The 25,138-nt window shown below is 68.6% G+C and carries 23 protein-coding genes and 1 tRNA gene; 8 read left to right on the forward strand and 16 right to left on the reverse strand.

Going from position 1 to position 25,138, the window contains the following annotated elements:
• Positions 1 to 131: 131 nt before the first annotated feature.
• Together PSQ40_RS03985 and mfd are read right to left on the reverse strand one after the other, a co-directional pair.
• Positions 132 to 782, reverse strand: a complete 651-nt coding sequence (locus tag PSQ40_RS03985) for a hypothetical protein (protein WP_273948987.1) — start codon at positions 780 to 782, stop codon at positions 132 to 134.
• Between the two features lie 24 nt (positions 783 to 806).
• Positions 807 to 4,286, reverse strand: coding sequence for a transcription-repair coupling factor (gene mfd, locus PSQ40_RS03990; protein WP_273948988.1), 3,480 nt, complete (start codon positions 4,284 to 4,286; stop codon positions 807 to 809).
• Positions 4,287 to 4,365: 79 nt separating this feature from the next.
• Here mfd and ispD point away from each other — a divergent pair, with 79 nt between their 5' ends.
• Together ispD and ispF are read left to right on the forward strand one after the other, a co-directional pair.
• Complete coding sequence (ispD, locus tag PSQ40_RS03995) at positions 4,366 to 5,127, forward strand: 2-C-methyl-D-erythritol 4-phosphate cytidylyltransferase (protein ID WP_273948989.1); 762 nt, start codon at positions 4,366 to 4,368, stop codon at positions 5,125 to 5,127.
• Positions 5,124 to 5,603 (forward strand): 2-C-methyl-D-erythritol 2,4-cyclodiphosphate synthase, encoded by a 480-nt coding sequence (ispF, locus tag PSQ40_RS04000; protein ID WP_273948991.1) that lies wholly within the window; start codon positions 5,124 to 5,126, stop codon positions 5,601 to 5,603. The genes ispD and ispF overlap by 4 nt, the downstream gene beginning before the upstream one ends.
• A 58-nt stretch (positions 5,604 to 5,661) precedes the next feature.
• Here the strand turns inward: ispF and PSQ40_RS04005 are convergent, their stop codons facing one another.
• Positions 5,662 to 7,068, reverse strand: a complete 1,407-nt coding sequence (locus PSQ40_RS04005) for a sensor histidine kinase (protein WP_273948992.1) — start codon at positions 7,066 to 7,068, stop codon at positions 5,662 to 5,664.
• Between the two features lie 91 nt (positions 7,069 to 7,159).
• Positions 7,160 to 7,891, reverse strand: coding sequence for an osmolarity response regulator transcription factor OmpR (gene ompR / locus PSQ40_RS04010; RefSeq protein WP_273948994.1), 732 nt, complete (start codon positions 7,889 to 7,891; stop codon positions 7,160 to 7,162).
• Positions 7,892 to 8,176: 285 nt separating this feature from the next.
• On the opposite strand from ompR, the gene PSQ40_RS04015 reads away from it, so the two are divergent.
• Entirely contained in the window at positions 8,177 to 8,926 is a 750-nt protein-coding gene (locus PSQ40_RS04015) for an SIMPL domain-containing protein (RefSeq protein WP_273948996.1), read from the forward strand.
• A gap of 98 nt (positions 8,927 to 9,024) precedes the next feature.
• Here the strand turns inward: PSQ40_RS04015 and PSQ40_RS04020 are convergent, their stop codons facing one another.
• Entirely contained in the window at positions 9,025 to 9,807 is a 783-nt protein-coding gene (locus tag PSQ40_RS04020) for a 3-hydroxybutyrate dehydrogenase (RefSeq protein WP_273948997.1), read from the reverse strand.
• A gap of 72 nt (positions 9,808 to 9,879) precedes the next feature.
• Here PSQ40_RS04020 and PSQ40_RS04025 point away from each other — a divergent pair, with 72 nt between their 5' ends.
• From PSQ40_RS04025 to phaR, 4 genes are all read left to right on the forward strand, one after another.
• Entirely contained in the window at positions 9,880 to 10,800 is a 921-nt protein-coding gene (locus PSQ40_RS04025) for an alpha/beta fold hydrolase (RefSeq protein ID WP_273948998.1), read from the forward strand.
• Positions 10,800 to 13,013, forward strand: a complete 2,214-nt coding sequence (locus PSQ40_RS04030) for a RelA/SpoT family protein (protein ID WP_273949000.1) — start codon at positions 10,800 to 10,802, stop codon at positions 13,011 to 13,013. The genes PSQ40_RS04025 and PSQ40_RS04030 overlap by 1 nt, the downstream gene beginning before the upstream one ends.
• 121 nt (positions 13,014 to 13,134) lie before the next feature.
• Positions 13,135 to 13,211: transfer RNA gene (locus PSQ40_RS04035), tRNA-Val, on the forward strand.
• 431 nt (positions 13,212 to 13,642) lie between these two features.
• Complete coding sequence (gene phaR / locus PSQ40_RS04040) at positions 13,643 to 14,176, forward strand: polyhydroxyalkanoate synthesis repressor PhaR (RefSeq protein WP_273949001.1); 534 nt, start codon at positions 13,643 to 13,645, stop codon at positions 14,174 to 14,176.
• Positions 14,177 to 14,388: 212 nt separating this feature from the next.
• Here phaR and PSQ40_RS04045 read toward each other — a convergent pair whose 3' ends face one another.
• The 5 genes from PSQ40_RS04045 to PSQ40_RS04065 form a co-directional block, all read right to left on the reverse strand.
• Positions 14,389 to 14,748 carry a protocatechuate 3,4-dioxygenase gene (locus PSQ40_RS04045; RefSeq protein WP_273949002.1) on the reverse strand — a complete coding sequence of 120 codons (360 nt, stop codon included), beginning with the start codon at positions 14,746 to 14,748 and terminating at the stop codon, positions 14,389 to 14,391.
• A complete protein-coding gene (locus tag PSQ40_RS04050; RefSeq protein ID WP_273949004.1) occupies positions 14,745 to 15,599 on the reverse strand; it encodes a gallate dioxygenase in 855 nt (284 codons plus the stop codon). The genes PSQ40_RS04045 and PSQ40_RS04050 overlap by 4 nt, the downstream gene beginning before the upstream one ends.
• Before the next feature lie 36 nt (positions 15,600 to 15,635).
• A complete protein-coding gene (locus PSQ40_RS04055) occupies positions 15,636 to 16,127 on the reverse strand; it encodes a nuclear transport factor 2 family protein (protein ID WP_273949006.1) in 492 nt (163 codons plus the stop codon).
• Positions 16,121 to 16,840 (reverse strand): alpha/beta fold hydrolase, encoded by a 720-nt coding sequence (locus PSQ40_RS04060; protein WP_273949007.1) that lies wholly within the window; start codon positions 16,838 to 16,840, stop codon positions 16,121 to 16,123. The genes PSQ40_RS04055 and PSQ40_RS04060 overlap by 7 nt, the downstream gene beginning before the upstream one ends.
• A 161-nt stretch (positions 16,841 to 17,001) precedes the next feature.
• On the reverse strand, positions 17,002 to 18,426 hold the full coding sequence (locus tag PSQ40_RS04065) for a LysR substrate-binding domain-containing protein (protein WP_273949008.1): 1,425 nt from the start codon (positions 18,424 to 18,426) through the stop codon (positions 17,002 to 17,004).
• A 261-nt stretch (positions 18,427 to 18,687) separates the two neighbouring features.
• Here PSQ40_RS04065 and PSQ40_RS04070 point away from each other — a divergent pair, with 261 nt between their 5' ends.
• Positions 18,688 to 19,620 (forward strand): LysR family transcriptional regulator, encoded by a 933-nt coding sequence (locus PSQ40_RS04070; RefSeq protein WP_273949010.1) that lies wholly within the window; start codon positions 18,688 to 18,690, stop codon positions 19,618 to 19,620.
• Between the two features lie 38 nt (positions 19,621 to 19,658).
• Here PSQ40_RS04070 and PSQ40_RS04075 read toward each other — a convergent pair whose 3' ends face one another.
• From PSQ40_RS04075 to PSQ40_RS04100, 6 genes are read right to left on the reverse strand one after another with little or no spacing between them, the layout of a single operon-like run.
• Entirely contained in the window at positions 19,659 to 20,657 is a 999-nt protein-coding gene (locus tag PSQ40_RS04075; protein ID WP_273949011.1) for a fumarylacetoacetate hydrolase family protein, read from the reverse strand.
• A 10-nt stretch (positions 20,658 to 20,667) separates the two neighbouring features.
• Entirely contained in the window at positions 20,668 to 21,462 is a 795-nt protein-coding gene (locus tag PSQ40_RS04080; protein ID WP_273949012.1) for a cyclase family protein, read from the reverse strand.
• Positions 21,459 to 22,628, reverse strand: coding sequence for an MFS transporter (locus PSQ40_RS04085; RefSeq protein WP_273949013.1), 1,170 nt, complete (start codon positions 22,626 to 22,628; stop codon positions 21,459 to 21,461). Before PSQ40_RS04085 ends, PSQ40_RS04080 begins: the two co-directional genes overlap by 4 nt.
• Positions 22,629 to 22,642: 14 nt before the next feature.
• Entirely contained in the window at positions 22,643 to 23,773 is a 1,131-nt protein-coding gene (locus PSQ40_RS04090; RefSeq protein WP_273949015.1) for an FAD-dependent oxidoreductase, read from the reverse strand.
• A complete protein-coding gene (locus PSQ40_RS04095; protein WP_273949016.1) occupies positions 23,770 to 24,168 on the reverse strand; it encodes a Rieske (2Fe-2S) protein in 399 nt (132 codons plus the stop codon). Before PSQ40_RS04095 ends, PSQ40_RS04090 begins: the two co-directional genes overlap by 4 nt.
• Positions 24,165 to 25,118, reverse strand: a complete 954-nt coding sequence (locus tag PSQ40_RS04100) for a VOC family protein (protein WP_273949017.1) — start codon at positions 25,116 to 25,118, stop codon at positions 24,165 to 24,167. The genes PSQ40_RS04095 and PSQ40_RS04100 overlap by 4 nt, the downstream gene beginning before the upstream one ends.
• Between the last annotated feature and the right edge of the window lie 20 nt (positions 25,119 to 25,138).

Below are 25,138 nucleotides of genomic sequence, written 5' to 3' on the forward strand. Positions count from 1 at the left end.
TCAGGGCGCTGCAGATGGGGCTGGTTGGGGCCGGTCGGGCCCCGGTTTCCACGCTCGGGCCCGGGCTGGCCAGGGCCTGGCCGGGGCGGGCGAAGTGTTGCGTCAGATTATAGGGAGCGCACCCGGCGGGTTCAGGGCTTGGGCAAGTACAGGCTGTCGGACCAGGTGGCCAGCCACTGCGGTCGAAAAGCCACCAGGATGGCCGCCAGCATGCCGGTCATGAAGCCGTCGCCCCAGGCCATCAACCAGTGCGCGACCAGGGACAGCCCGGGGTCCACGCCCGGCAGCGCATGGCCCGTCCACTGGGCCAGCGCGGTGGCGGCAAAGTTGCACGCCACGGTGCCCAGGAAGGCCCGGCCCAGCACATAGACAAACAGGTGCGGACCGATCCAGCGGCGGATCGCGGCGCCCAGCAGCAGCGCCAGGGTGGCGGGCAGCAGGCCTTGCCAGAAGGCCTGGTCCAGCATCACTGCCACGCCCTGGCCGGCCAGCCAGCCCGCGCTCAACGCCACCCCCAGCAGGCAGGGCGCGGCCAGGGGCCAACCGAGCATCAGCACCGCCAGGCAGGCGCCCGACCACTGCAATTGCAGTGGCATGGCATGCAGCCAGGGCAGGGCCCACAGCCAGGGCAGCAGCACGCTGAAGCCCAGCAGGGTGGACAGGCGCTGCGAGCCCTGCGGCCCGCTGAGCAGGCGCCAGGGCCGCATCAGCGCCGACACCAGCAAGGCCAGGCCCCAGGCCAGGGCTTGCAGCAGGGCGGTGGCGTCGCTCGGCGTGTCCATGGCGGTGCCTCAGGCCAGCCGGGCTCAGGCCACGGCCAGCGGTTGGCCCAGTTGGCGCAGCACATCGCGCACGGCCTGGGCGCGGTCCTTGGGCTCCTTGACCTCGCGTTCGATGCGCAGCTTCTCGTTGCCCGCCAGCTTGATGTGGCGTTGCTTCTGGATCAGGTCGATGATGCGCATCGGGTCCACTGGCGGGTTGGGCTTGAAGGTGATGGTGATGACGCCCGGCGCGGCATCGACCTTGACCACGCCATAAGGGGCGCTGAGCACGCGCAGGCGGTGCACGTCGATGAGGGTCTGGGCCTGCGGTGGCAGTTTGCCGAAACGGTCCACGATTTCTTCCAGCAGCGTGTCGATCTGCTCGGGCGTGCGCGCGGTGGCCAGCTTCTTGTAGAAAGACAGGCGCAGGTGCACATCGCCGCAGTAATCGTCGGGCAGCAGGGCCGGCGCGTGCAGGTTGATGTCGGTGGTCACCGACAGCGGGCTGAGCAGGTCGGGCTCCTGGCCGGCTTTGAGGCTGCGCACGGCCTCGGACAGCATCTCGTTGTAGAGCTGGAAGCCCACTTCAAGCATGTTGCCGCTCTGGCTTTCGCCCAGCACCTCGCCGGCGCCGCGGATCTCGAGGTCGTGCATCGCCAGGTAAAAGCCACTGCCCAGCTCCTCCATCGCCTGGATGGCCTCCAGGCGCTGGGCGGCCTGCTTGGTCAGGCCTTCGGTGTCGGGCACCATGAGGTAGGCGTAGGCCTGGTGGTGGCTGCGGCCGACCCGCCCGCGCAGTTGGTGCAGCTGGGCCAGGCCGAACTTGTCGGCGCGGCTCATCACGATGGTGTTGGCACTGGGCACGTCGATGCCGGTCTCGATGATGGTCGAGCACAGCAGCAGGTTGAAGCGCTGCGCCACAAAGTCGCGCATCACGCGCTCCAACTCGCGTTCGGGCATCTGGCCGTGGGCGATGCCGATGCGCGCTTCGGGCAGGATCTCTTCGAGCTTCTGGCGCCGGTTCTCGATCGTCTCGACCTCGTTGTGCAGGAAGTACACCTGGCCGCCGCGCTTGAGCTCACGCAGCACCGCCTCGCGGATCACGCCAGTGCCCTCGTTGCGCACAAAAGTCTTGATGGCCAGGCGCCGCTGCGGCGCGGTGGCGATCACGCTCAGGTCGCGCAGGCCCTCAAGCGCCATGCCCAGGGTGCGCGGGATCGGGGTGGCGGTGAGCGTCAGCACGTCGACTTCGGCGCGCATGGCCTTCATGGCCTCCTTGTGGCGCACGCCAAAGCGGTGCTCCTCGTCGATGATCAGCAGGCCCAGGTTGTGGAACTTGACCGACTCGCTGAGCAGTTTGTGGGTGCCGACCACGATGTCCACCGTGCCGTCGGCGAGGCCCTTGGCCGCCGCGCTGATTTCTTTGGCCGAGCGGAAACGGCTCATTTCGGCGATCTTCACCGGCCACTTGCTGAAGCGGTCCACCAACGTCTGGTAGTGCTGCTCGGCCAGCAGCGTGGTGGGGGCCAGAAAGGCCACCTGGCGCCCGCCGGTGACGGCCACAAAGGCGGCGCGCAAGGCCACTTCGGTCTTGCCGAAGCCCACGTCGCCACAGACCAGGCGGTCCATGGGGCGCGGGCTGATCATGTCCTGGATGACGGCGTGGATCGCGGCGCGCTGGTCGGCGGTTTCCTCGAAGCCGAAGTCGTTGGCAAAGGTCTCGTAGTCACCGGGCGAGTAGCGGAAGGCATGGCCTTCGCGGGCCGCGCGGCGGGCGTAGATGTTGAGCAACTCGGCGGCCGCGTCGCGCACCTGTTCGGCCGCGCGGCGTTTGGCCTTTTCCCACTGGCCGCTGCCCAGCTTGTGCAGCGGTGCCTCGTCGGCACTGACGCCGGTGTAGCGGCTGATCAATTGCAGCTGGCTGACCGGCACGTAGAGCACCGCCTTGTCGGCGTACTCAAGGTGCAGGAACTCCTGCATCGCGGGGCTGCCATCGGGGTTCTTGCCCTGGCCCAGGTCCATGTGGATCAGGCCACGGTAGCGGCCGATGCCGTGCTGCGAGTGCACCACGGGGTCGCCGACATTGAGCTCGGACAGGTCTTTGATCAGCGCCTCGACGTCGCTGACCTGCTCTTGCTTCTTGCGTCGGCGCGTGGTGGCGCCGGCCGCGAACAGCTCGGTCTCGGTGACGAAGTCAATGCCCTGGTCCAGCCAGCTGAAACCCACGGTGAGCGCGGCGGTGGCGATGCCGATCTTCTCGCCGGGGTCGGCCTCGAAGGCGGCCAGCGACTCGAAGGCCGGCGGGCTGACGCCGCCGGCCCGCAGAAAGTCGAGCAGGCTTTCGCGTCGGCCATCGCTTTCGGCCAGCAGCAGCACGCGCTGCGGCGTGTTGCGGATGTGGGCCTGCAAGCGGGCCAGCGGCTCTTCGGCGCCGCGCAGCACCGACAGGTCGCCCAGGGCCTGCACGCTGACGCCGTCGGCGCTGTCGGCCTCGCGCGGGCGCAGCGAGAGCTGGGCATGTTCGCCGGCCCTGCCGTAGAACTGCTCGACGCTGAGGAACAGGCTCTCGGGCGGCAGGGCGGGGCGGTCGGGGTCCCCCTGGATCAGGCGGTAGCGCTCGCGCGTGTCTTGCCAAAAGCGCTGGAAGGCGGGCTCGAGTTCGCCGTGCAGCACCACCGTGGCGTCGGCGCCCAGGTAGTCAAAGACGGTGGCGGTGTCGTCAAAGAACAGCGGCAGGTAGTACTCGATGCCGGCGGTGGCAACGCCATTGCCCATGTCCTTGTAGACCCGGCTCTTGGTCGGGTCGCCTTCGAGCAGCTCGCGCCAGCGGCTGCGGAACTTGGCCCGCGCCGCGTCGTCCATGGGGAACTCGCGCCCGGGCAGCAGGCGCACCTCGGGCACGGGGTAAAGGCTGCGCTGGCTGTCGGGGTCGAAGGTGCGGATGGAGTCGATCTCGTCGTCGAACAGGTCGACGCGGAAGGGCATCGCGGCGCCCATCGGGAACAAATCAATCAGGCCGCCGCGCACCGCGTATTCACCGGGACTGACCACCTGGGTGACGTGGCTGTAGCCTGCCAGGGTGAGCTGGCTTTTGAGGCGCGCCTCGTCGAGCTTTTGCTTGACCTTGAACTGGAAGGTGTAGCCCGCCATGAAGGACGGCGGGGCCAGCCGGTACAGCGCGGTGGTGGCGGGCACGATGACCACATCGGCGCCGGTGTCCTTGTCACGCTGCTGGATGCGCCACAGCGTGGCCAGGCGCTCGGAGATCAGGTCCTGGTGCGGCGAAAACGTGTCGTAGGGCAGGGTTTCCCAGTCCGGGAACAGCGCACAGCGCAGATCGGGCGCGAAGAAGGCGATCTCGTCCAGCAGGCGCTGGGCGTCGCTGGCGTCCGCGCAGACGATGGCGGTGGGTTTGCCTGCGGCTTTCTCGCGCAGGCCCAGGCGGGCCAGGAGCAGCGCATCGGCAGAGCCGACGGGGCGGGGCAGGGTGAAGCGTTTTCCGACAGAAAGTTTGGGCAGTTCCATGGCGTCCAGCAATGGCAAACACCCCCCGTGGCAAAAGACGGGGGGTGCGCTGCAGGGATTTTAGAATGGGCGACTTCTTATGACCGACACCGCCTTGCATCAACCCCACACTTCATCCACCGCAGCGCGCTTTTGGGCGCTCATTCCCTGCGCGGGCGCGGGCGCCCGCGCCGGTGCCACGGGCCCCAAGCAGTACCAGGCCCTGGCCGGTCGCCCCCTGGTGGCCCACACGCTGGCGGCTTTTGCCGCCACCCCCGGCCTGGCCGGCATCCTGGTGGTGGTGGCGCCTGGCGACACCACGCTGGAAGACCAGGGCCTGGCCGAGTCGGTCCATGTGGCCGACTGCGGTGGCGCCAGCCGTGCGGCCAGCGTCGGTGCTGGCCTGGGCGTGTTGCACACCCTGGGGGCCCAGCCCCAGGACTGGGTGCTGGTGCATGACGCTGCGCGCTGCCTGATCACCCCGGCCCAGATCCAGCGCCTGATGGCCGCCTGCGCTGACGACGCGGTGGGCGGCCTGCTGGCCCAGCCCCTGGCCGACACCCTCAAGGTGGGCACGGCGGGGCGGGTCAGTGCCACGCTCGAGCGCAGCGACAAATGGCTGGCGCAGACCCCGCAGATGTTCCGCCTGGCCCCGTTGCAACAGGCCTTGCAGGCCAGCGGCCCGGGCGTGACCGACGAGGCCAGCGCCATCGAGGCGCAAGGCCTGCAACCGCTGCTGGTGGCGCCCGAGGGGGCCAATTTCAAGGTCACTTACCCGGATGACTTCGCCCTGGCCGAGGCGGTGCTGCGGGCCCGTCAGGCCGCGTTGGCCGCCCCCGCCACCCCCCGGGAGGCCGCATGAAGCTGCGTGTTGGTGAAGGCTGGGACGTGCACGCGCTGGTGCCGGGCCGCAAACTCATCCTGGGCGGTGTCGAGGTGCCGCACACCCTGGGGCTGTTGGGCCATTCGGATGCCGATGTGCTGTTGCACGCGATCACCGATGCGCTGCTGGGCGCGGCCGGCCTGGGCGACATCGGGCGCCATTTTCCCGACACCGACGCGCAGTTCAAAGGCGCCGATTCGGGTGTCCTGCTGGTCGAGGCCGCGCGCCGCGTGCAGGCTCAGGGCTGGCGCATCAACAACATCGACAGCACGGTGGTGGCCCAGGCGCCCAAGCTGGCGCCCCACATCCCGCTGATGTGCGAGCGCATTGCGGCCCTGTTGGGCCTGGCGCGCGACCAGGTCAATGTGAAGGCCAAGACGGCCGAGAAGCTGGGCCCGGTGGGCGAGGGGCTCAGCATGGAAGCGCGCGCCGTGGTGCTGTTGCTGGCGGACTGAACGGCGGTCGGGTCAACCGCGTCGCTGAGCCGCTGGCGGCACACCGGCCGCCAGGCCCTCAAGCCCTTTGCAGCTTGATGTGGGCGGCCAGCCCGCCCGAACTGCTGTTGGCGAGCATGAACATGCCGCCCATGCGTTGCACCGTCTTGTTGACGATCGACAGACCCAGGCCCGCGCCCGTGGCGTGGGTGCGCGCGGCATCGCCCCGGAAGAACGGCTTCACCAGGTCGCTGAGGATGTCGGGTGGCACGCCCGGGCCGTGGTCGCGCACCTTGAGCAGCACCCATTCCTCGCGCGTGCGGGCCGCGATTTCCACCACCGCGATCGAGGTGTTGGGGGTCTTGCCATAGCGGCGGGCGTTCTCGATCAGGTTGGACAGCACGCGGGCCAGCTCGACTTCGTCGGCCAGCACATGGGGGTCGTCCTGCAGCGAGACGTGGATCTTCAGGTCGGGGTCGTCCTGCACACCATAGAGGCAGGACTCCACCACATCGGCCAGGCGCACCGTTTTGAGCTGCACATGGTCGGGGCGCGCGTAGTCGAGGAACTTGTCGATGATGGCGTCGAGCTGCACGATGTCGGCCACCATGTGGTCGCGCGCGTCGACGTCGGCCACGCTCATCTCGGTCTCCAGACGCAGGCGCGCCAGCGGGGTGCGCAGGTCGTGCGAGATGCCGGCCAACATGACGGCGCGGTCCTGTTCCACTTTGGCCAGCTTCTGGGCCATGCGGTTGAAGCCGATGTTGACCTCGCGGATTTCGCTGGTGGCCACCTGTTCGTCGAGGTGGCTGGCGGCAAAGTCGCCATCGCGCACCCGGTTGGCGGCAAAGGAGAGCTGTTGCAGCGGCTTGTTGATCAGGCGCGCAATCGCCGCGGCCCCGGCCAGCGACAGCACCGCGGCGGTGATCATCCAGATCAGCCAGGTGCGCCCGCTGGCGGGGCTGAACCGGGCCCGGTCCATGAGCAGCCAGTTGGCGTCGCCATTGATCTCAAAGCCGACCCAAAGGCCGGACTCCTGGTTGACGCGCTGCGCCACCACGGTGCCGGGGCCCAGCCGCTCGGCGACCTCCAGCGCCACGCGCTGGCCCAGGGTGTTGTCGGCTTCAAACAGGTCGAATTGGTCGCCCGGCTCGCGCGGCAGGATGCGCAGCCCTTCCTGGTCGGCCATGGTCTTGATCAGGGACATGCGCGCGATGCCGTCGGCATGCACCAGCGCAGCCCGGCTGAGGTTCACCAGCGAAGCGATCTGGTGGGCCGTGTGCAGGGCCCGGGGCTCCAGTTCAAGCGCGCGCAGGGTTTGCAGCCAGGCCAAGATGCTGCCGACCAGCAAGATGGCCAACAGGAAGAAGGTGCGCCAAAAGAGGTTCAGCCCCACCCTGGAGCGGCTGCGCGCCTGCCGCGTCAGTTCGAGCGGAGCAGGGCTGGTGGCGTCGACCTGATGATCGCTCGATTTCTTTTTTTTCACATGAATTTCAGCGGGGCACCTGAAGGGACGCGGGGGGCGGGCGCATCAGGCCGCATCCCCCCCGGGTGCAGGGTGGTCGGGGCGAGCAGGCTCAGTTGCCGCCATCCGGGACAAAGACATAGCCCACGCCCCAGACGGTCTGAATATAACGCGGCGCCGCTGCATCCACCTCGATCAATTTACGCAGCCGTGACACTTGCACATCGAGGCTGCGGTCAAACGGTTCGAATTCGCGGCCGCGGGCCAGCAGGGCCAGCTTTTCGCGCGACAGCGGCTGGCGCGGGTGGCGCACCAGGGCCTTGAGCATGGCGAACTCGCCGGTGGTCAGCGGCAGTTCTTCGCCATTGCGCTGCAGCGCGCGGGTGCCGAGGTCGAACACAAAGGGGCCGAACAGCACCTGCTCGTTGTCGCCCGACGGCGCGCCAGGGGCCTCCTGGGGCGGGCGGCGGCGCAGCACCGCGTGGATGCGGGCCAGCAGTTCACGCGGGTTGAAGGGCTTGCCCAGGTAGTCGTCGGCGCCCACTTCGAGGCCCACGATGCGGTCCACGTCCTCGCCTTTGGCGGTCAACATGATGATCGGTGTGCGGTCATTGGCCGCGCGCAGACGTCGGCAGATGGACAGGCCGTCCTCGCCAGGCATCATGAGGTCCAGGACGATCATGTCCACGGATTCGCGCAGCAGGATGCGGTTCAGCGCCTTGCCGTCCTCCGCCACCATGACCTCAAAGCCTTCCTGGCTCAGGTAGCGACGCAGCAGGTCACGGATGCGCGCGTCGTCGTCGACGACCAGAATCTTGTCGGTGCGGGTGCTGGATTGGTTCATTTTTGTTGACCTAATTTGTAACAGCACCGATTTTGAGACTTGTTACAGGTGCTTGAACAGCGTTTTTGTGGCGTTATCACACACTGTTACAAGACTTGCGAATATGAATGGAAATCGTCTGACAAGCTTGTGAGATTGGCGCTGCTGGCGGCGCTGGACGGCCGCAGAATGGGGGGCGTCCGGGGCATGTCGGGCGCCGCAGGGCACCTGTTCGCCGTGGGCCATAGTCAAGGCAATCGGTCAGATGGGTGCTCGTTTTTGTTTCAATCTACTGGAGACTGATCCATGGTTTTCTTGTCTCGCCGTGTTGGCGCTGGCCTGGGTTCGACCGCGATGTTGTTGTGGGCGCTGGGCGGCAGCGTGGGCTGGCCGGGCCTGGCCCGGGCCGAATCGGTGCTCAGTGCCGGACCTCAGAACGTGCTGCAGCTGTCCAGCAGCGGGTCGGTCGAGGTGACCCAGGATTGGCTCACCCTGACCCTGGGCCTGACGCGCGAGGGCAGCGATGCCGCCGTGGTGCAGGCCCAGTTGCGCACCGCGCTGGACGCGGGCCTGGTCGAGGCGCGCAAGTCGGTGCAAGCCGGCCAGGTCGAGCTGCGCACGGGGGCGTTCAACCTGTTCCCGCGCTACAACCGGGACGGCAAGATCAACGGCTGGCAGGGCACGGCCGAATTGGTGCTGGAGGGCCGCGATGTGCCCCGCCTGACCGCCACCGCGGCGCGCATCACCAGCCTCAATGTGACCCAGGTGCAGTTCTCGCTGAGCCGCGAGCAGCGCGCCCGCGTCGAGGGCGAAGCCCAGGCCCAGGCGGTGGAGCGCTTCAAGGCGCGCGCCACCGAACTGAGCCGCCAGTTCGGCTTCTCCAGCTACGTGTTGCGCGAGGTGAATGTCAGCTCGTCCGATGCCGGCAGCCAGCCGCGCCCCCGCATGATGGCCATGGAGGCCAAGGCCGCCGCCCCGATGGCGGCCGACCTGCCGGTCGAGGCCGGGCGCAGCACGGTCAACGTCAACGTCTCGGGCTCGGTGCAGATGCGCTGAGGCACGGCCGCACAAAAAAGGCGCCCCTCGGGGCGCCTTTGTGGCAATCCACAGGCCTCAGGCGAGGCCACTGGCCCGTGGCCCCGGGCCGGTGCCGCTCACTGCGCGGTCCAGCCGCCGTCCATGTTCCAGGCCACGCCGCGCACGTTGTTGCCGGCGGGCGAGCAGAAGAACACGGCCAGCTCACCCAGTTCTTCGGGCGTGGTGAACTGCATCGAGGGCTCTTTTTCACCCAGCAGGGCGCGGGTGGCCTGTTCGTTGGTCCACTGGTTGGCCGCGGCCTTGGCGTCGACCTGTTTTTGCACCAGCGGCGTGAGCACCCAGCCCGGGCAGATGGCGTTGCAGGTGATGCCGGTGGTGGCGTTCTCCAGGGCCGTGACCTTGGTCAGGCCGACGACGCCGTGCTTGGCGGCCACATAGGCCGACTTCTCGGCCGAGCCCACCAGACCGTGCACCGAGGCGACGTTGATGATGCGGCCCCAGTTGGCCGCCTTCATGCCCGGCAGCGCCAGGCGGGTGGCGTGGAAGGCACTGGAGAGGTTGATCGCGAGGATGGCGTCCCACTTCTCGACCGGGAAGTCTTCGACCCGCGCCACATGCTGGATGCCTGCGTTGTTGACCAGGATGTCCACGCCGCCAAAACGCGACTTGGCGAACTCGATCATGTCGGCGATTTCGGCCGGCTTGCTCATGTCCGCGCCATGAAAAGCCACCTGCACGCCATGGGCCTGGCCCGCGGCCGCGACTTCGGCCTGGGGTGCGCTGGCGTCCCCAAAACCGTTGAGGATGACGTTGGCGCCTTGGCGGGCCAGGGCCTTGGCAATGCCCAGGCCAATGCCGCTGGTGGAACCCGTGACCAGCGCTGTTTTACCGTTCAACATGCGTACTCTCCAGATGATTTAGGATGCCAATGAACTCGATTATCAAGCCGTCCTGCGGGTCGGCCCGACGCCATGAGCCATCCTACGCTGAACTACGTACCTTGCCCTGACGCCCAGGGCAGTCACCGCATGGCTTACTGGGCCTGGGGGGACCCGACGGCCGCCCACGTGCTGGTGTGTGTGCACGGTCTGGCCCGCCAGGGGCGCGATTTTGATGTGCTGGCGTCGGATTTCGTGGCCCGTGCGCCGCACCCGGTGCGCATCATCTGCCCCGACGTGGTGGGCCGCGGTCAGAGTGACTGGCTCAGCGACCCGCAGGGCTACCAGATCCCCACTTACGCGGCCGACATGCTGACGCTGCTGGCCCACCTGCAGGCCCAGGCCCCGATCCAGGCGCTGGACTGGTTGGGCACCAGCATGGGCGGTCTGATTGGCCTGGTGATGGCCGGGCAAGCCGGTTTGCCTCTGCCCGTGCCGGTGCGCCGCCTGGTGATCAACGACGTGGGCCCGGTGATTGAATGGTCGGCGCTGCAGCGGATTGGCGCTTACCTGGGGCAGCCGGTGCGCTTTGCGGACGAGGCGCAGGCGGCGGCGGGGCTGTGGCTGATCTCCAGCAGTTTTGGCCCGCACACCCCCGAGCAGTGGCTGGCCCTGACCCGGCCGATGCTCAAGCCCCTGCCCGACGGCGGTCTGGGCCTGCATTACGACCCGGCGATTGCCGTGCCCTTTCGCTCGTTGACCCAGGCCGCAGCCCAGGCCGGCGAGGCGGCGCTGTGGCAGCTGTATGACCACATCCAGGCCCAGACCCTCTTGCTGCGCGGGGCCGACTCCGACCTGTTGTCGGTCGAGACCGCCGCCGCCATGGCCCAGCGCGGCCCGCGCGCCCAGGTGGTGGAGTGGCCTGGCGTGGGCCATGCGCCGACCCTGGTGGCGCAGGCCCAGCGTGATACGCTCTTTGGCTTTTATTTTGGACCTGAGGCCTTGGTTTCCTGATGAACAGTCTCCCGGTGGCGCCGTCTGGCCCACCCTCCCGCTCAGCCCCCGTTCCCCAACTCATCACGGCCACGGCCCAAGACCTGTCCGGCCAAGTCGATGTGCTGGCCCGGGCCCGGGCCTTTGCCGAGCCTTTTCTGGTCGATCAGACCCTGATCTCCGGTGAGAACACCCTGGCCCATGCCGACGCCGAAGCCGCCATCCTGCAGCTGATCGGGGGCTCCGAGGCCATGCAGGCGGCCTGTTACCTGGTCTACACCTGTGAGCACCTGAGCAAGCCCCAGGAGGTGATTGCCAAGGTGTTTGGCGACAACTTCGCCACCTTGGCGGTGGAAACCACCAAGCTGATCCGCATCCAGCAACAGGCCCGCGCGGCCGAGCAGCGCCTGGACGACCCCGCGGTGCAGAACGAGAACGTGCGCAAGATGCTGCTGGCGTTCTCGCGCGACCTGCGCGTGGTGCTGCTGCGCCTGGCCTCGCGCCTGCAAACCCTGCGCTACTACGCCGCGTCCAAGAAACCCATTCCGCCCAGCCTGGCGCGCGAGTCGTTGCATGTGTTTGCGCCGCTGGCCAACCGCCTGGGCATCTGGCAGATCAAGTGGGAACTCGAGGACCTGTCGTTCCGCTTCCTGGAGCCCGAGACCTACCGCGAGGTGGCCCGCCTGTTGGACCAGAAGCGCACCGAGCGCGAGCGGTCGATGGCGGCGCTGCGCCAGGACCTGGAGGCCGAGTTGCGGGCCCAGGGCATGGTGGTCAGCGTGCAGGGGCGACCCAAGCACATCTACAGCATCGTCAAGAAGATGCGTGGCAAGGCGCTGGACTTCGACCAGGTCTTTGACATCCGCGCGCTGCGGGTGATCGTGGGCAGTGTGAAGGACTGCTATGCCGCCCTGAGCTGGGTGCATGAGCGTTTCACCCCCATCCACGCCGAGTTCGACGACTACATCGCGCGCCCCAAGCCCAACGGCTACCAGTCGCTGCACACCGTGGTGCGCGACACGCTCGGCAAGCCGATCGAGATCCAGATCCGCACCCAGGCCATGCACGACCACGCCGAGCACGGCGTGGCCGCGCACTGGGCCTACAAGGAGGCGGGCACCAAAGGGTACGCAGGGGTCTCGGCCAGCAGCGAATACGACGCCAAGATCGCGGTGCTGCGCCAGTTGCTGGCGTGGGAGCGCGACCTGTCGGGCCCGCAGCACCAGCAGGGACTGTTTGAAGACCGCATCTATGTGCTGACGCCGAACGCCGCGATTGTCGAACTGCCCCAAGGCGCGACACCGGTGGACTTCGCCTACACCTTGCACACCGACGTCGGCCACCGTTGCCGCGGTGCGCGTGTGGACGGCGCGATGGTGCCGCTCAACACGCCCTTGCAGAACGGGCAGACGGTGGAGATCACCATCGCCAAGGAGGGCGGGCCTTCGCGCGACTGGCTCAACGCCGAACTGGGCTTCCTGACCAGCCACCGGGCCAAGGCCAAGGTGCGGGCCTGGTTCAATGCGCTGGTGACCCACGAGACCGTGGCGCGTGGCCGCGAGGCGGTCGAAAAGCTGCTGCAACGCGAGGGCAAGACCGCCATCAAGCTCGAAGACCTGGCCTCGCAGCTGGGCTTCAAGTCGGCCGACGCCTTGTTTGAGGTGGTGGGCAAGGACGAGTTCTCGCTGCGCAACATCGAGACCCTGTTGCGTCCGCCCGAGCCGGTGCTGGAGCCCGACGACTACCTGTTGCTGCGCAAGTCCCGCCACGTCGACAAGACGCCCAAGGGCGGTGTGCTGGTGGTGGGCATCGATTCGCTGATGACCCAGCTGGCCAAGTGCTGCAAGCCCGCGCCACCCGATGCGATTGGGGGCTTTGTCACCCGCGGCAAGGGCGTGAGCATCCACCGCCGCGATTGCAGCAACTTCCGGGAGATGGCCGCCCGCAGTGCCGAGCGGGTGATCGAGGTGGAGTGGGGGCGCACCAAGGGCGTCGAGCACGCGGTCTACCCGGTCGATGTGGCGATCGAGGCCGCGGACCGCCAGGGCTTGCTGCGCGACATCTCCGAAGTCTTTGCGCGTGAGAAGACCAATGTGATCGGGGTGCAGACCCAGTCCGTCAAGGGCACCGCGTGGATGACCTTCACCGTCGAGGTGGCCGACTCGGCCCGCCTGGGCAAGGTGCTGGGTCTGGTGGCCGCGGTCACGGGGGTGCGCTGGGCCCGCCGCCGCTGAGCGGTGTGGGCAGCGTGGTGCGGGACGGGGAGCGAACTGCAAAAAAACGAGTTTTTTTGAGTTTCTGCCAAACACCCGAAAAAACCGTGCTAGAATCGAATTCTCGAATGCAAACAGACATAGGCGCGTAGCTCAGCTGGTTAGAGCACCACCTTGACATGGTGGGGGTCGTTGGTTCGAGTCCAATCGCGCCTACCAGTTTATCTGCTGAAGTAAACCAGACTTCAGACACAACAGAAAACTGAACACAAAGCCTCCGGGCTTCTGTTGATCAAGCCACCCACCGGGTGGCTTTTTCTTTTTCCGGTCCCGCTTTCGGTCGCGTTCCCTCGCGCCCCTTCACTGTCCCCTTTCTCGCCCGATCCAGCGCTGACCATGCCATGGTGACATGGGGCGGCATTCGTCGGCATTCTTCAGCAGGGGGCCGACCCGGCCGCGCAGGCGGGTGGCGTGGTTCGCTGCGGTGAACGTTCATCGCAGCTTGGATGGCCCGGTGCGGGCGCCGCTGCCCTCTGGGTGGGTGCAAAATGACCGGTCAGGGTAATCCTTGGCCGTTGGTCAGGCGGGTGCTCCCTAAAATGTGACGATTCAACGATATTTCGGTCCCAGCGGATCGAGGAGCCTCATTCGTGCAAAGCAAGAAAAACGCTGCTGGCAAGCCGGCTCAGCGTGTCATCAAAAAGTACCCCAATCGGCGCCTCTACGACACGGACACCTCCACCTACATCACGCTGACCGAAGTGCGTCAGCTGGTCATGGACAACGAGTCCTTTGTGGTGCGAGACGCGAAGACCAACGACGACCTGACGCGCAGCATCCTGCTGCAGATCATCCTCGAAGAAGAGGCGGGCGGCGCCCCCATGTTCACCGAAGCGGTGCTGGCCAGCATCATCCGTTTCTACGGCCATGCGATGCAGGGCTTCATGGGCTCGTACATCGAGAAGAACATCCAGGCCTTCTCGGACATGCAGACCCAGCTGACCGCTCAATCCAAGAGCGTCTCGCCCGAGATGTGGGCGCAGTTCATGAGCATGCAGTCCCCTGTGCTGCAGGGCATGATGGGCAATTACGGCGAGCAATCCAAGACCCTGCTGACCCAGATGCAGGAACAGATGCAAAAGCAGACCGAACAGATGCTGGGCGCTTTCGGTCTCAAGCGCTGAGCGCGCTTGCCACGCGACCGGACTCGGCGCCGGCGCGGCCCCGCCGGGGGAGGGCTGGCGCCAGTGGCCTGGGGGCGCGGGCCCAGTGACTGCCCGCCGAGGCCTGGCGACTGACCAGACCCCACCAGGCCTCACCAGGCCTCACCAGAACCTAGAGCCCCGGGCCCGGGCCGCGCGCGGCGTGCGCCCACCTCCGCGCGGGCCCAGGCCCCTCAGCGGGCGTCCGGCACGCGACGGGTTTGCAAGAAGGCCTCCAGGGTCTCGCCCCGCATGGCGGCGTAGACCTCCAGGTTGGACAGGCGCAGCACCCGGGCCAGTTTCTCCAGCACGAAGAAGTTGACCCCATAGCGCACCAAGCCGATCCAGTCCCGGTTCAAGATCAGGGCTTGTTCGTGCTCGCTGAGCTTGGCGCCTTGCATGGCCTGCAGGGCGTTGTCCAGAAAGGCCTGCCGGTTCTCGGCGCGGCGCAGTTCCCAGAAGAAGCGATTGATGCGCAGCGCCTGCACGCTCAGGCGCAGGTCAAAGGGGTAGGTGCCCTCGAGGTCCTCGAGGCCTTGCAGTTGCCGGTTCATGGGTGGGCCTCCGGGCCTTGGTCTTCGTACAACACCACCGCCATGCCGGTGGTGGTGGCCAGGTAGTAGTTTTGGTGCAGGCGGCGGACCTGGGGGCTCAAAGCGCCGCGCATCGCCAGCCACATGATGACCTCGGCCCCTTCGGCGCCGCCGAGGCGGATGTAGTCGGCATGCGTCAGCGTGGTCAGGCGCTGCGGATCGTCGGCCAGCCAGTCCATGAACTGGTGGTCCCACGGCTCGTTGTTGAAGCCGGTGCGCTCGCCATGGATCTGGTGCGACAGGCCGCCCGTGCCCACCACCACCACCTTGAGGTCTTCCGGGTAGGCCTGCACCGCGCGCCGCACGGCCTGGCCCAGCCGGAAACAGCGTGCCGCGGACGGCAGCGGGTGCTGCAACACATTGACCTGGATGGGCAGCACCGCGCCGGGCCAGTCGGGCCGGTGGGGCCACAGCAGAGGCAGCGGGGAGTGGCAACCGTGATCCAGCGGTCGGTCCTGGAACACCGCCATGTCGAAGTCGTCGTTGACCAGGGATTCGGCGACGTGGATGGCGAGGTCGGTGTGCCCTTTGATCGGGGGCAGCGGACGGGTGCCGGCGCCCTCATCGGCCAGCTCGAAACTCGGGCTGACACCAATCGCAAAGGTCGGATAGAAGTCAAAAAAGAGGCTGTTCGCGTGGTCGTTGTAGAAGAACAGCAGGACGTCGGCCTGCTGCTCGGCCAGCCAGTCCGCAACGGGTTGGTAGCCGTTGAACAGCGGCGCCCAGGCGGGCTCCTGGGTGCGCCCCTTGTCGTAGGTGAGGCCGATGGTGGGCACATGCGAGGTGCCGATGCCGCCAATGATGGTTGCCATGGGAAGTTGTCAGGGGTTGGGAGCGCGCGCGGGCGCTCAGGGGCGGGTGAGTCCGCTCGGTGGCGGGGCCTCGGGGCTGTGCAGGATGAAATGGGCATGGCGCCGGTGGATCCGCCAGCCGTCGGGCGTGGGCACCAGCAGGTCGTTGAACTCGCCGAGCAGTTGGCGTGCTTCGGCGGGGCGGCCCTCCGGGCCGGCGGCATCGTCGAGGTTGCCGCGCCACAGCAGGACCGTGCTGATGGCGTGGGCGAAGTCGCTGCCTTCGGGCTCGATCAGGACATTGGTCAGCAGGTGGCGCGTCAGGCGGTGCGCGGGGCGCGAGGCGTAGGCCGCCTCGATGGCGGCCCGACCGATCAGTGGAGCCGCGCCCGGGCGTTGCAGCTGGGCATCCACCGTGAACCAGGCTGCCAGCGCCTGAGCGTCCCCGGCGTCGACCGCGGCGGCGGCCTGGAACAGGGTGCGGCGGCAGGCCTGCTCAATCAGCAAGGGGTGCCAGGCGTCCCGTGCCGGGCTGGACGGCGTCAGCATGTCTGCTCCAGCCAGCGCCGCAGCGCCCCGGTCACGGCCGCTGGCTGTTCCTGGGGACTCATGTGCCCTGAGTCCTCGATCACCACCAATCGGGACTGCGGCGCCAGGGCCTGCATCTGCTCATGCCGCGCCAGCGGGCTCCAGCTGTCCTGGCGTCCGCACAGCAGCAGCGTGGGGCCACGCCACTGGGCCAGCACCGGTCGGGCGTCCGGACGGCCCAGCAGGGCCTGGATCTGGGCCGCGAACACGGCCGTCGATTTGCGCGCCACCATGGCCACGATGTCTTCGAACAAGGGGGTGTTGAGCCGCTCCGGGTGCACCATGCCCACCGCCCAACGGCGGGCCATGGTGGCCATGCCTTCTGCACGTGCCAGGGCCAGCAGCGCCAGGCGCTGCTGCTCTTCGGCCAGGCCGTCCGGGCCCTCGGGACGGGGGGTGACGCCGGTGTCCAGCAGGGCCAGGCGCTCAATGCGTTCGGGGGCCAGTCGCACCATCTCCAGGGCGACGCGCCCGCCCATCGAATGGCCGGCCACGCACAGGCGCTCGGCGGGCACGGCGGCCAGCACATGCGTGGCCATGTCGGTGATCGAGGACCGGGTGCCGTAGTCGGGCACGACACAGGGCCGTTCGCCGAGGCCGGTCAGCTGGTCAGCCCAGACGGCCTCATCGCACAGCAAGCCCGGCAGCAACACCACGGTGGCTGGGGCGCTCATGGGCAAGCTCCGGTCGGCAAGGCGGCCCGCCAGGTGCTGAGCTGCGGGGGCGTGGCCGTCGGCGCCCCGTGTGGGGTGGGGGGATGCAATTTCATGGGCGCAGTGTCCCACCGGCCGGGCGGCCCGACCAATGCAAGCGAGTGCGGGGCCATGCGCGGGTCTTATAAGGGGCTGTCGGCACACACGGCGTGCAATGCGGTGATCAGGCCTTGCAGCTCTGGCGGGGCCGGCGCGTCGCTGCGCACCAGCAGGCCCACCGTGCGCTGCAGGGTGCCAAGGGGAACCGGGACGATGCCCAGCACCCCCGCCACCCGTTCGACCTGCACCTGCCGCCGGGCGCTGAGCGTCAGGTGGTCGCTGTGCGCTGCGAGGCTGTGACTGAACGGCACGCTGTTCGACTGCAGGGCCGCGCGGGGCGGCGGCAGCCCGGCGGCGGTGAAGGCGCGCTCCAGGGCGACCCGGGCCGGGGTTCCGGGCAAGGGCAGGACCCACGGCCAACGCAGCAGTTCCGCCAGGCTCGGGGGCGATGCCAGGCAGGGGTGGCCGGTTCGGGCCACCACCACCAGTTCGTCGTCGAACAGCGGTTCTTGCCGCAGATCGCTCGGGGGCTGCGGCCGCAAACCCCCGACGATCAGGTCGACGTCGCCACTCTGCAGGGCCCGGGTCAGGCTGTCGTAGGTGCCATCGACCACGGTCACTTCGACGCCGGGTTGCTGGGTGCGCAACCGGGCAATGGCCCGCGGCAGGACCTGCTGCACCGACAAGGGCAGGGTGCCCACCACCAACTGGCCACGGCAGGCCCCTTGCCGGGCCGCCAGCTCTGAGGCCAGCGCCCGCAGCTCGGCCATCGCCAGCTTCACGCGCCGCAGCAGCGCCTGGCCGCTGTCGGTGAGCTGGGTGCCTTGCGGGGTGCGTCGGCACAGCGGGGCGCCACAAGCGTCCTCCATCACCCGCAAGGCGCGGTGGACCGCCGGTTGGCTCAGCCCCAACCGGGCGGCGGCGCGCGACGCCGACCCCTCGCTCGCGAGGGCCAGCAGGGCCCGAATCGAGGCCGGCGCCACCACCGCTGCAAAGCGCTCGGGCCGTGGCGATCGACGGGCCGCGGCGCGTGGGGCGCGCCCCGCCGCTGCCAGCTGCAGGGCTTCTGTCGCCCCTTGGCACAAGGCGTCGTGCAAGCGCTGGGCCCGCAGCGCCACGCGGGCCCCCCAGGGGGTGACGCGCATGCCACGGGCCTGGCGTTCGAACAGCGCCAGGCCCAGCCGCTGTTCCAGGTCCAGCACGGCGCGGGTCGTCGCGGGTTGGGACAGGTGGATGGCCTGGGCCGCGCGGGTGCTGCTGCCATGGGCGGCCACTGCGGCCACACAGCGCAGACCCTTGAGCCAGTTCACCGACTCGGGCAGGTCGCGGCTCAAGGGCGCGTCATCGCAGCGCTGTGGTGGGTCGGGCAATGGCCCCGCCTCCAGCGGCTGCGCGGTGGGGTGGTTGGTGTCCAGCATCGGGGCGGTGATCAGGGGCGAAGCGGTTGGATGGGAATCAGTTGGGGGCGCCATGGTCACCTGGCGGGTGGGGCAGAAAGCACAACGCATGGCGGTGGCCTCCTTTGGATGGCCCGCCAGGGGTTGGCGCAGGTAGCATGGGACACCGCGGCCTGCCGTGCGGCCAGTGCCGCAGCCAGTCGGGCGTCCGGCCTGGGGGCGCGGTGTCGCTGTCGGTTGACCGGCGCCGCCGCAGGTCGGCGTGCTGGCGGACCTGGGGGCCGCGGCGTCACCTGGCGGACAGCATCGAGGCCCGGGCGCGTCGGCGGCCCGATCTGTCACGCACAATAAGCCGCCCATGTCCGTCATCCCATGCGTTTCAAGAAGCTCGACCTCAACCTGCTCGTGGCGCTCGAAGCGCTGCTGACCGAGCGCAACGTCACCCGTGCCGGGGAGCGATTGGCCTTGAGCCAGTCTGCCACCAGCAATGCCCTGGCCCGCCTGCGCCAGTACTTCAATGACGAATTGCTGGTGTCCGTGCGGGGCAAGCTGGAGCTGACCCCGCGGGCCGAGGTGCTGCACGAGGCGGTGCGCGACCTGCTGCTGCGCATCGACACCACGGTGGCGGTCGAGCCGGAATTCGACCCGCGGGCCTCGGACCGGGAGTTCACCCTGTTTGTGTCGGACTACTCGATGGAGGTGCTGATCCCGCGTGTGCTGGCCCTGGCCGCGCGTTGTGGCAGCCGCATCCGCCTGCGCCTCAAGCAGCAGGCGGCCCACCCCTACCGCAGTCTGGAGCACGGCGAGGCCGATTTCCTGATCATCCCGGGCATCTTTTGCTCGCCCGACCACCCGCAGCAAAAGCTGTTCGCCGACCACTTTGTGTCGGTGGTCTGGAAAGACAGCCCCCTGGCCGTGGGCGAGTTGACGCTGGAGCGCTACCTGGCCGCGTCGCATGTCGACATGCAGCCGTCGGACGACGAACTGCCGGTGCTGGAGCACTGGTTCACGGCCGAGCACCGCATGCGCCGGCGTGTGGCGGTGTCGAGCCACAACTTCGTGGCCATTCCCCACATGGTGGTGGGCAGCGACCTGATCGGCACCGTGCACTCGCGGCTGGCGCAGATGGTGATGCCGGCGATTCCCGTGGTGGTCCGGCCGGTGCCGCTGCCCATGATGGAATTCGAGCAGACGCTGCAGTGGCACAAGTACCGCAGCCGCGACCCGGGCCTGATCTGGCTGCGCAGCCTGCTGGTCGAAGCGGCCAGTGAGCTGGCGACGCCCATGGCGTCCCCGATCCCCTGAGCGGGCCCAGGCCAGCACCGGGCTGGCTGGACGCCAGTTCATCGGCGTGCGGCGCCGGGCGCAGCCACGACCTGCTGGTCGAGCACGCCGAAGGGGCCCTCGGTCCCGTCGTCGAAGCGGGCCACCATGCGCGTGCGGTCGCCAAATTGCAGGTACGGGGTGACCGCAGCCCCCTGGTCCAGCATTTCGATGGCGCGCCGCTCGGCCACGCAGGACGAGCCCACCTCGCGGTAGTTCAGGTTCGACACCGTGCCCGACCCGATCACCGTGCCCGCCACCAGGTCGCGGCTGTAAGCCGCATGGGCCACCAGCTGGTCGAAGCCAAACGCCATCGCAGCACCGTGCGGTGCACCGAATCGCTGGCCATTGAGGTCCACCTCCAGCCGCATGTGCACGCGGCCGCGGGACCACGCGGCGCCGAGCTCGTCGGGGGTGACCGCGATCGGCGCCACGCTGCAGGCGGGCTTGGCCTGGACCCAGCCAAAGCCGGTCTTCATCTCGATCGGCGCCAGCCGGCGCAGCGACCAGTCGTTGATCAGCACCACCAGGCGGATGTGGCGCAGCGCTTGTTCGGGCGGCGTGCCCATCGGCACCGCGTCGGTGATGACCCCGAACTCGCCCTCGAAGTCGATGCCATCCGCTGCGCTGGGCAGCACCACGTCGGCGGTGGCGGGCAGGAAGCGGTCGGACAGGCCCTGGTACATCAGGGGTCGCTCGGTGTAGTCGTGGCCCTCGGTGTGGAAGACCTGGGCCATCAGGTCGCCATGCGCCTGGAACGCTGAACCATCCAGCCACTGCCACGCACGGGGCAGCGGGGCCAGCGCCTGGCGGATGTCGAAGGGCTGGGCCTCGGGGCAGTGACCCGCATCCAGTGCCTGGGCCAGCGCGCGCAGCGGTGCCTCGACCTCGGTCCAGTGGTCTAAGGCGCTTTGCAGGGTCGGGGCCAGGCTGCTGACGCGCAGGCATTGTTGGCCGGTCTGGGACACCAGCACCAGCTGACCGTCCGGGCTGCCGTTGAAAAGGGTGCACAGTTTCATCGGGCGCGCCTCAGGCTTCCAAGATGGCCACGGCCCGGGTCCAGCCGGCGCTGGCGCCGCGGATCTTGTGCGGGAAGCAGCTGATCATGAAGCCATGCGGCGGCAGGGCCTCGAGGTTGTGCAGCTTTTCCAGGTGGCAGTAGCCAATGTCCCGCCCCGCCTTGTGGCCCTCCCAGATCAAGGCCTTGTTGCCGGTTTCGGCCACTTTCTGGGCGGTGTAGCTGAAGGGGGCATCCCAGCTCCAGGCGTCGGTCCCGGTCAGGCGCACGCCACGCTCCAGCAGGTACATGGTGGCCTCGTAGCCCATGCCGCAGCCGGTGCTGACGTAGTCGGGCTGACCATAGCGAGCACCGGCGCGGGTGTTCACCACCACGATGTCCAGCGCTTGCAGCTCGTGGCCGATGCGGGCCAGTTCGGCGGCCACATCGGCCGCGCTGGCCACGTAGCCATCGGGGAAGTGGCGGAAGTCGAGCTTCACACCGCGTTGGAAGCACCATTCCAGGGGCACCTGATCGATCGTGATCGAGGGGCGGGCGCCGCCGTTCTTGGCGTCCTGGGTCGAGTGGAAATGCCACGGTGCATCGAGGTGGGTGCCGCTGTGGGTGGTCAGCGTCACCCATTCGGCGGCGGCGGCTTCGCCGTCAGGAAAGTCCTCCGCCCGGGTGCCCGGCATCATGGCGATGAACTCGGGCAAGGTGTCCTGGTGCCGTTGGTAAGTGATCTTGGGGGCCAGGGGCGGGGGGTCCGACAGCACGTCGTTCTCGAGGTAGATCGACAGGTCGATGAAGCGGCGTTGGGGTTTCATGCGGTCTCCGGGGTCAGGGGGGAAGAAGGGGTGGTGGGCAGGCGCGACATGCAGGCCAGCGCCACCGCGCCGATCAGCAGCGCGGCCACGCCCAGGCTGGTGTAGCCCGCGGCCTTGACCAGCGTGCCGCCCAGCACCGGCCCCAGGGCCGCGCCCACCATCAGCATGGCGGGGGTGGCGGCCATGGCCCGGCCGCTGGGCTCGAGTTGGGCCATCAGGCCAAAGGCAAAGGTGTGGGTGAAGATCATCACCGCCGCGAACACCGACGCGGCCAGCGCGTAGGCCATGAAGTGCGGGGCGCCCATGATCACGGCCGCCAGCAGGGCCTGCAGCAGCGGGCCGGCGATCAGCACCCGGCGCGCCGGCCAGCGCTGTTGCAGCAGCGCGGCCAGCCCCGCGGGCAGCAGGTTGACCAGGCCCAGCACGACCAGCACGCCGGTGACCTGGGCCGCGCTGTAGCCGCGGCCATGGCCGACCAGCTCCAGGAAGCTGAAGGTCATCGACTGCACCAGGGCCATGGCGCTGACCCCGATGATGCCGAACCACACCGGCGCGGGGATGCGCGTGTTGGCGGTCGGGTGCCCAGGCTCACCGGCCTGGGGCCGTGCCAGCTCCGGTGCCGGAAACGCCAGCGCGCAGGCCACCGCGGCCAGGGCCATCACGGCGCTGAACACCGCGAACAGGCGCGGCCCGCCGTGCATGGCAATCCAGCCGGGCACCACGGCCATGAACGCCACCGCGAACACCCCGAGGGCGACGCCGACCAGCGCAAAACGCCGGTGTGGGTTGTGGCTGCGCGCGATGGTGCCATGGGTGGCGCTCAGCGACAGGCCGGCACTCAGGCCGCCCAGCGCGTGCAATGCGACCATCGCACCGTAGGGCAGGGGCTGGGTCAGCCAGGCAAAACACAGGGCCGAGACGGCGTAGCCGCCCGTGGCCACCCAGCGGGGGCTCAGGCGCTGGAAGCGCGTGGCCAGCGTGATGCTGGCCAGCACGGCGCCGGCCAGGAAGCTGGTGGCCAGGGCGCCGGCCTGCTGCGGGTCCAGCCGGTAATGCTGTACCAAAGTGCCGATCCAGACCGGCAGCGCGATCAGGTCGACCATGCCGGCGCAGTGCGCCACCATCAGCGCCACCAGACCGGGGGCGCGGGTTGTGCGGGTGTTCATGGTGGGACCCTGGCTCAGATGGGCTGTGCCAGCGCGGCCAGCGAGTCGCGCATGATCTGCGCGTGTTCCTGCTTGTCGCCGCCCTCGATCTCGATGCGGCACAGGCGCTCGGAGTTCTGGATCACGAGGCGGCAACGGTCCCAGCGCCGGGCGTGGAAGGCGTCGAGGGCCGGCTGCAGCGCGCTGGCTGCGGCCAGTTCATCGGCCAGCACGATGCCGCTTTCGATGCCGATGCCGGCCCCCGACGCCAGGTGCGGCGTGGTGGCGGCCACGGTGTCGCCAATCAGCACCAGGCGGCCACGGTTCCACGGGGCGGGCACCAGCAGGTTGGCCAGCGGCCGGTAGTCGATGGCGGCTTCGGGCGTCAGGGCGTGCGGGATCAGGGCGGTGATCAAGGGGTCGGGGAAGCCCCGCATCAGCCCGGCGAAAACCTGTGGCCAAGTCGCTGGGTCGATGTGCTCCTTGGTCGGGCGGTCTTCGGTGATGAACATGTACATGTGCGTGCTCGACACCGGGTTGACCCCCACCTTGATGTGCTGGCCCAGCCACATGCGCGGGCGCACGATGGCGTCAGGACGCGGCAGCACCGCGCGCCAGACGCCCTGGCCGATGTACTCGGGCGGCTTCACCTCGGGGAAGAACTGGCTGCGCAGTTTGGAGTGCACGCCATCGGCACCGACCACCAGGTCATAGCGACCGTGGCTGCCGTCGTCAAAGAGCACGGCCACACCTTCGCTGTCCTGGCTGATCGCCGACCAACTGCAGCCCAGGCGCACCGACACACCGGCCTGCCGGGTGGCGTCGGCCAGGATGCGCGCCAGGGTCGGGCGCATGATGCCGCCGCCGCCTTCCACGGTGGAGCCCACCGGGATCGGGGTCGGCAGGTCGGCCACTTTTTGGCCCGTGGGCAGGCAGATCTCCACGCCGCTGACCACATGGCCCTGTTCGGCCACGGCCTCATAGACCCCCAGGGTCTGCAGCGCGCGCAGCGAGGCGCCGCCCAGGGTGATGCCGGCGCCCATGGGGCACCACTGCGGGTCGATCTCCACCAGATCGACTTCGATCCCATGGCGGCGCATCCGGATGGCTGCTGCCATGCCTGAAAAGCCACCCCCCACCACCAATACTTTTTTCACTGCGGTCATGTCTCCACCTTGTGTTCCTTGAGTTGTTCCAATGCCCCGTCGTCAGACAGGGCGAAGACGGCGCCGTGCGCGTCCACGCGCAGCGGTCGCCGTTGCAGGCTTTGGCCCAGGCAGGGGCCTTGCACGCACAGGCCACTGTCCTTGTCGAACAGGGCCCCGTGGGCATGGCACTGCACATGCGTGCCGGCCGCATTGAGGTGGGCGTGGCGGCGCCAGGCCATGGGCACGCCCTGGTGCGGGCAGCGGTTGACCCAGCCTTGCAACTGGCCCCGGTGGCGCAGCACGAACAGGGTGTCCTGCCCTTCGCCCTCGGGGTCAAAGCCGCGCACCTCGCCCTCAGCGATGGCACTTTCGTGGCACAGCGGCCACGCCCGTGCGCCGGCCTGGGGGCTCATGCGTAGTCGCCGTTGGCCGAACTGGCCGGGCCGGGAATCCACTTGTTGCGGTAGCGCAGCAAGAAGGCCTGCGATGCATCGGCGCTCATCGGCACCTCGCGCGCGGTCCAGGTGCTGTCGTGCAGGTCCATGTCGGCGTCCATCTCGAGGTGACAGGCCAGCGGGCTGTTGAAGTACCAGAACCAGTTCGAGCCGAACAGGTGGCGACCCGGACCCCAGAAGGCCTGGTAACCCTTTTCGATGAAGCGGTGGCCGTTGCGCAGCACTTCACTGGGGCCACCGAAGTGGAAGGTGAAATGCTCCACGCCGGTCATGAAGGCCGGGGCCCCGATCAGGAAATGCGAGTGGTGCTCCAGGGAGCCGCCAGGTTGCAGGAAGGGGCCGGCGCCGGTGAAGCGGTCGGTACAGCGGAAGCCCAGGCGCTCGACATAGAAGGCCTCGGCCTTGGCCACATCGGGCACGAAGTACACGATGTGCGACAGCGTGCGCGGGCGGATCGGGCCAGCGTCGGGGTCGACCCCGAGGTGGTTGACGGGGCGCTGGAACGGCGAGCCTGGCACGTTGGCGATCTCGCCGGGCAGGCCCAGGTCGCGCTTGCGGCTGATCTGGAAGCCCAGCGTGAAGCCCGCGTCGTCCACCGACTCCAGGCTGCCGTCGGCCAGCCGGCGCACTTCGCGGTCGCGGCCGAGTTCGGTGGCGATGGCGTCCAGCGTGGCGGCATCGGCGACGCCGAGCACGGTCTTGCGCAGCAGGCAGCCATTGGCCATGGCCGGTGGCAGGCTGGCATCGCTGGCCGCAGCCAGCTCGACGGCCGAGCCATCGAGGGCTTCGTAACGGCCGCCGGTGCCATCTTCGCGCGCCGCGATCAGGCCATAGTCTTTGAGGTATTGGGCGCAGCCTTCGAGGTCTTCGACGCCGAACAGCAGGGTTTCAAGTCCAGTGATTTTCATGGGAGGTTCCAGGGGAGGGG

Origin of the sequence: Curvibacter cyanobacteriorum (genome assembly GCF_028649475.1) — a bacterium.
GTDB classification, from domain to species: domain Bacteria; phylum Pseudomonadota; class Gammaproteobacteria; order Burkholderiales; family Burkholderiaceae_C; genus Curvibacter; species Curvibacter cyanobacteriorum.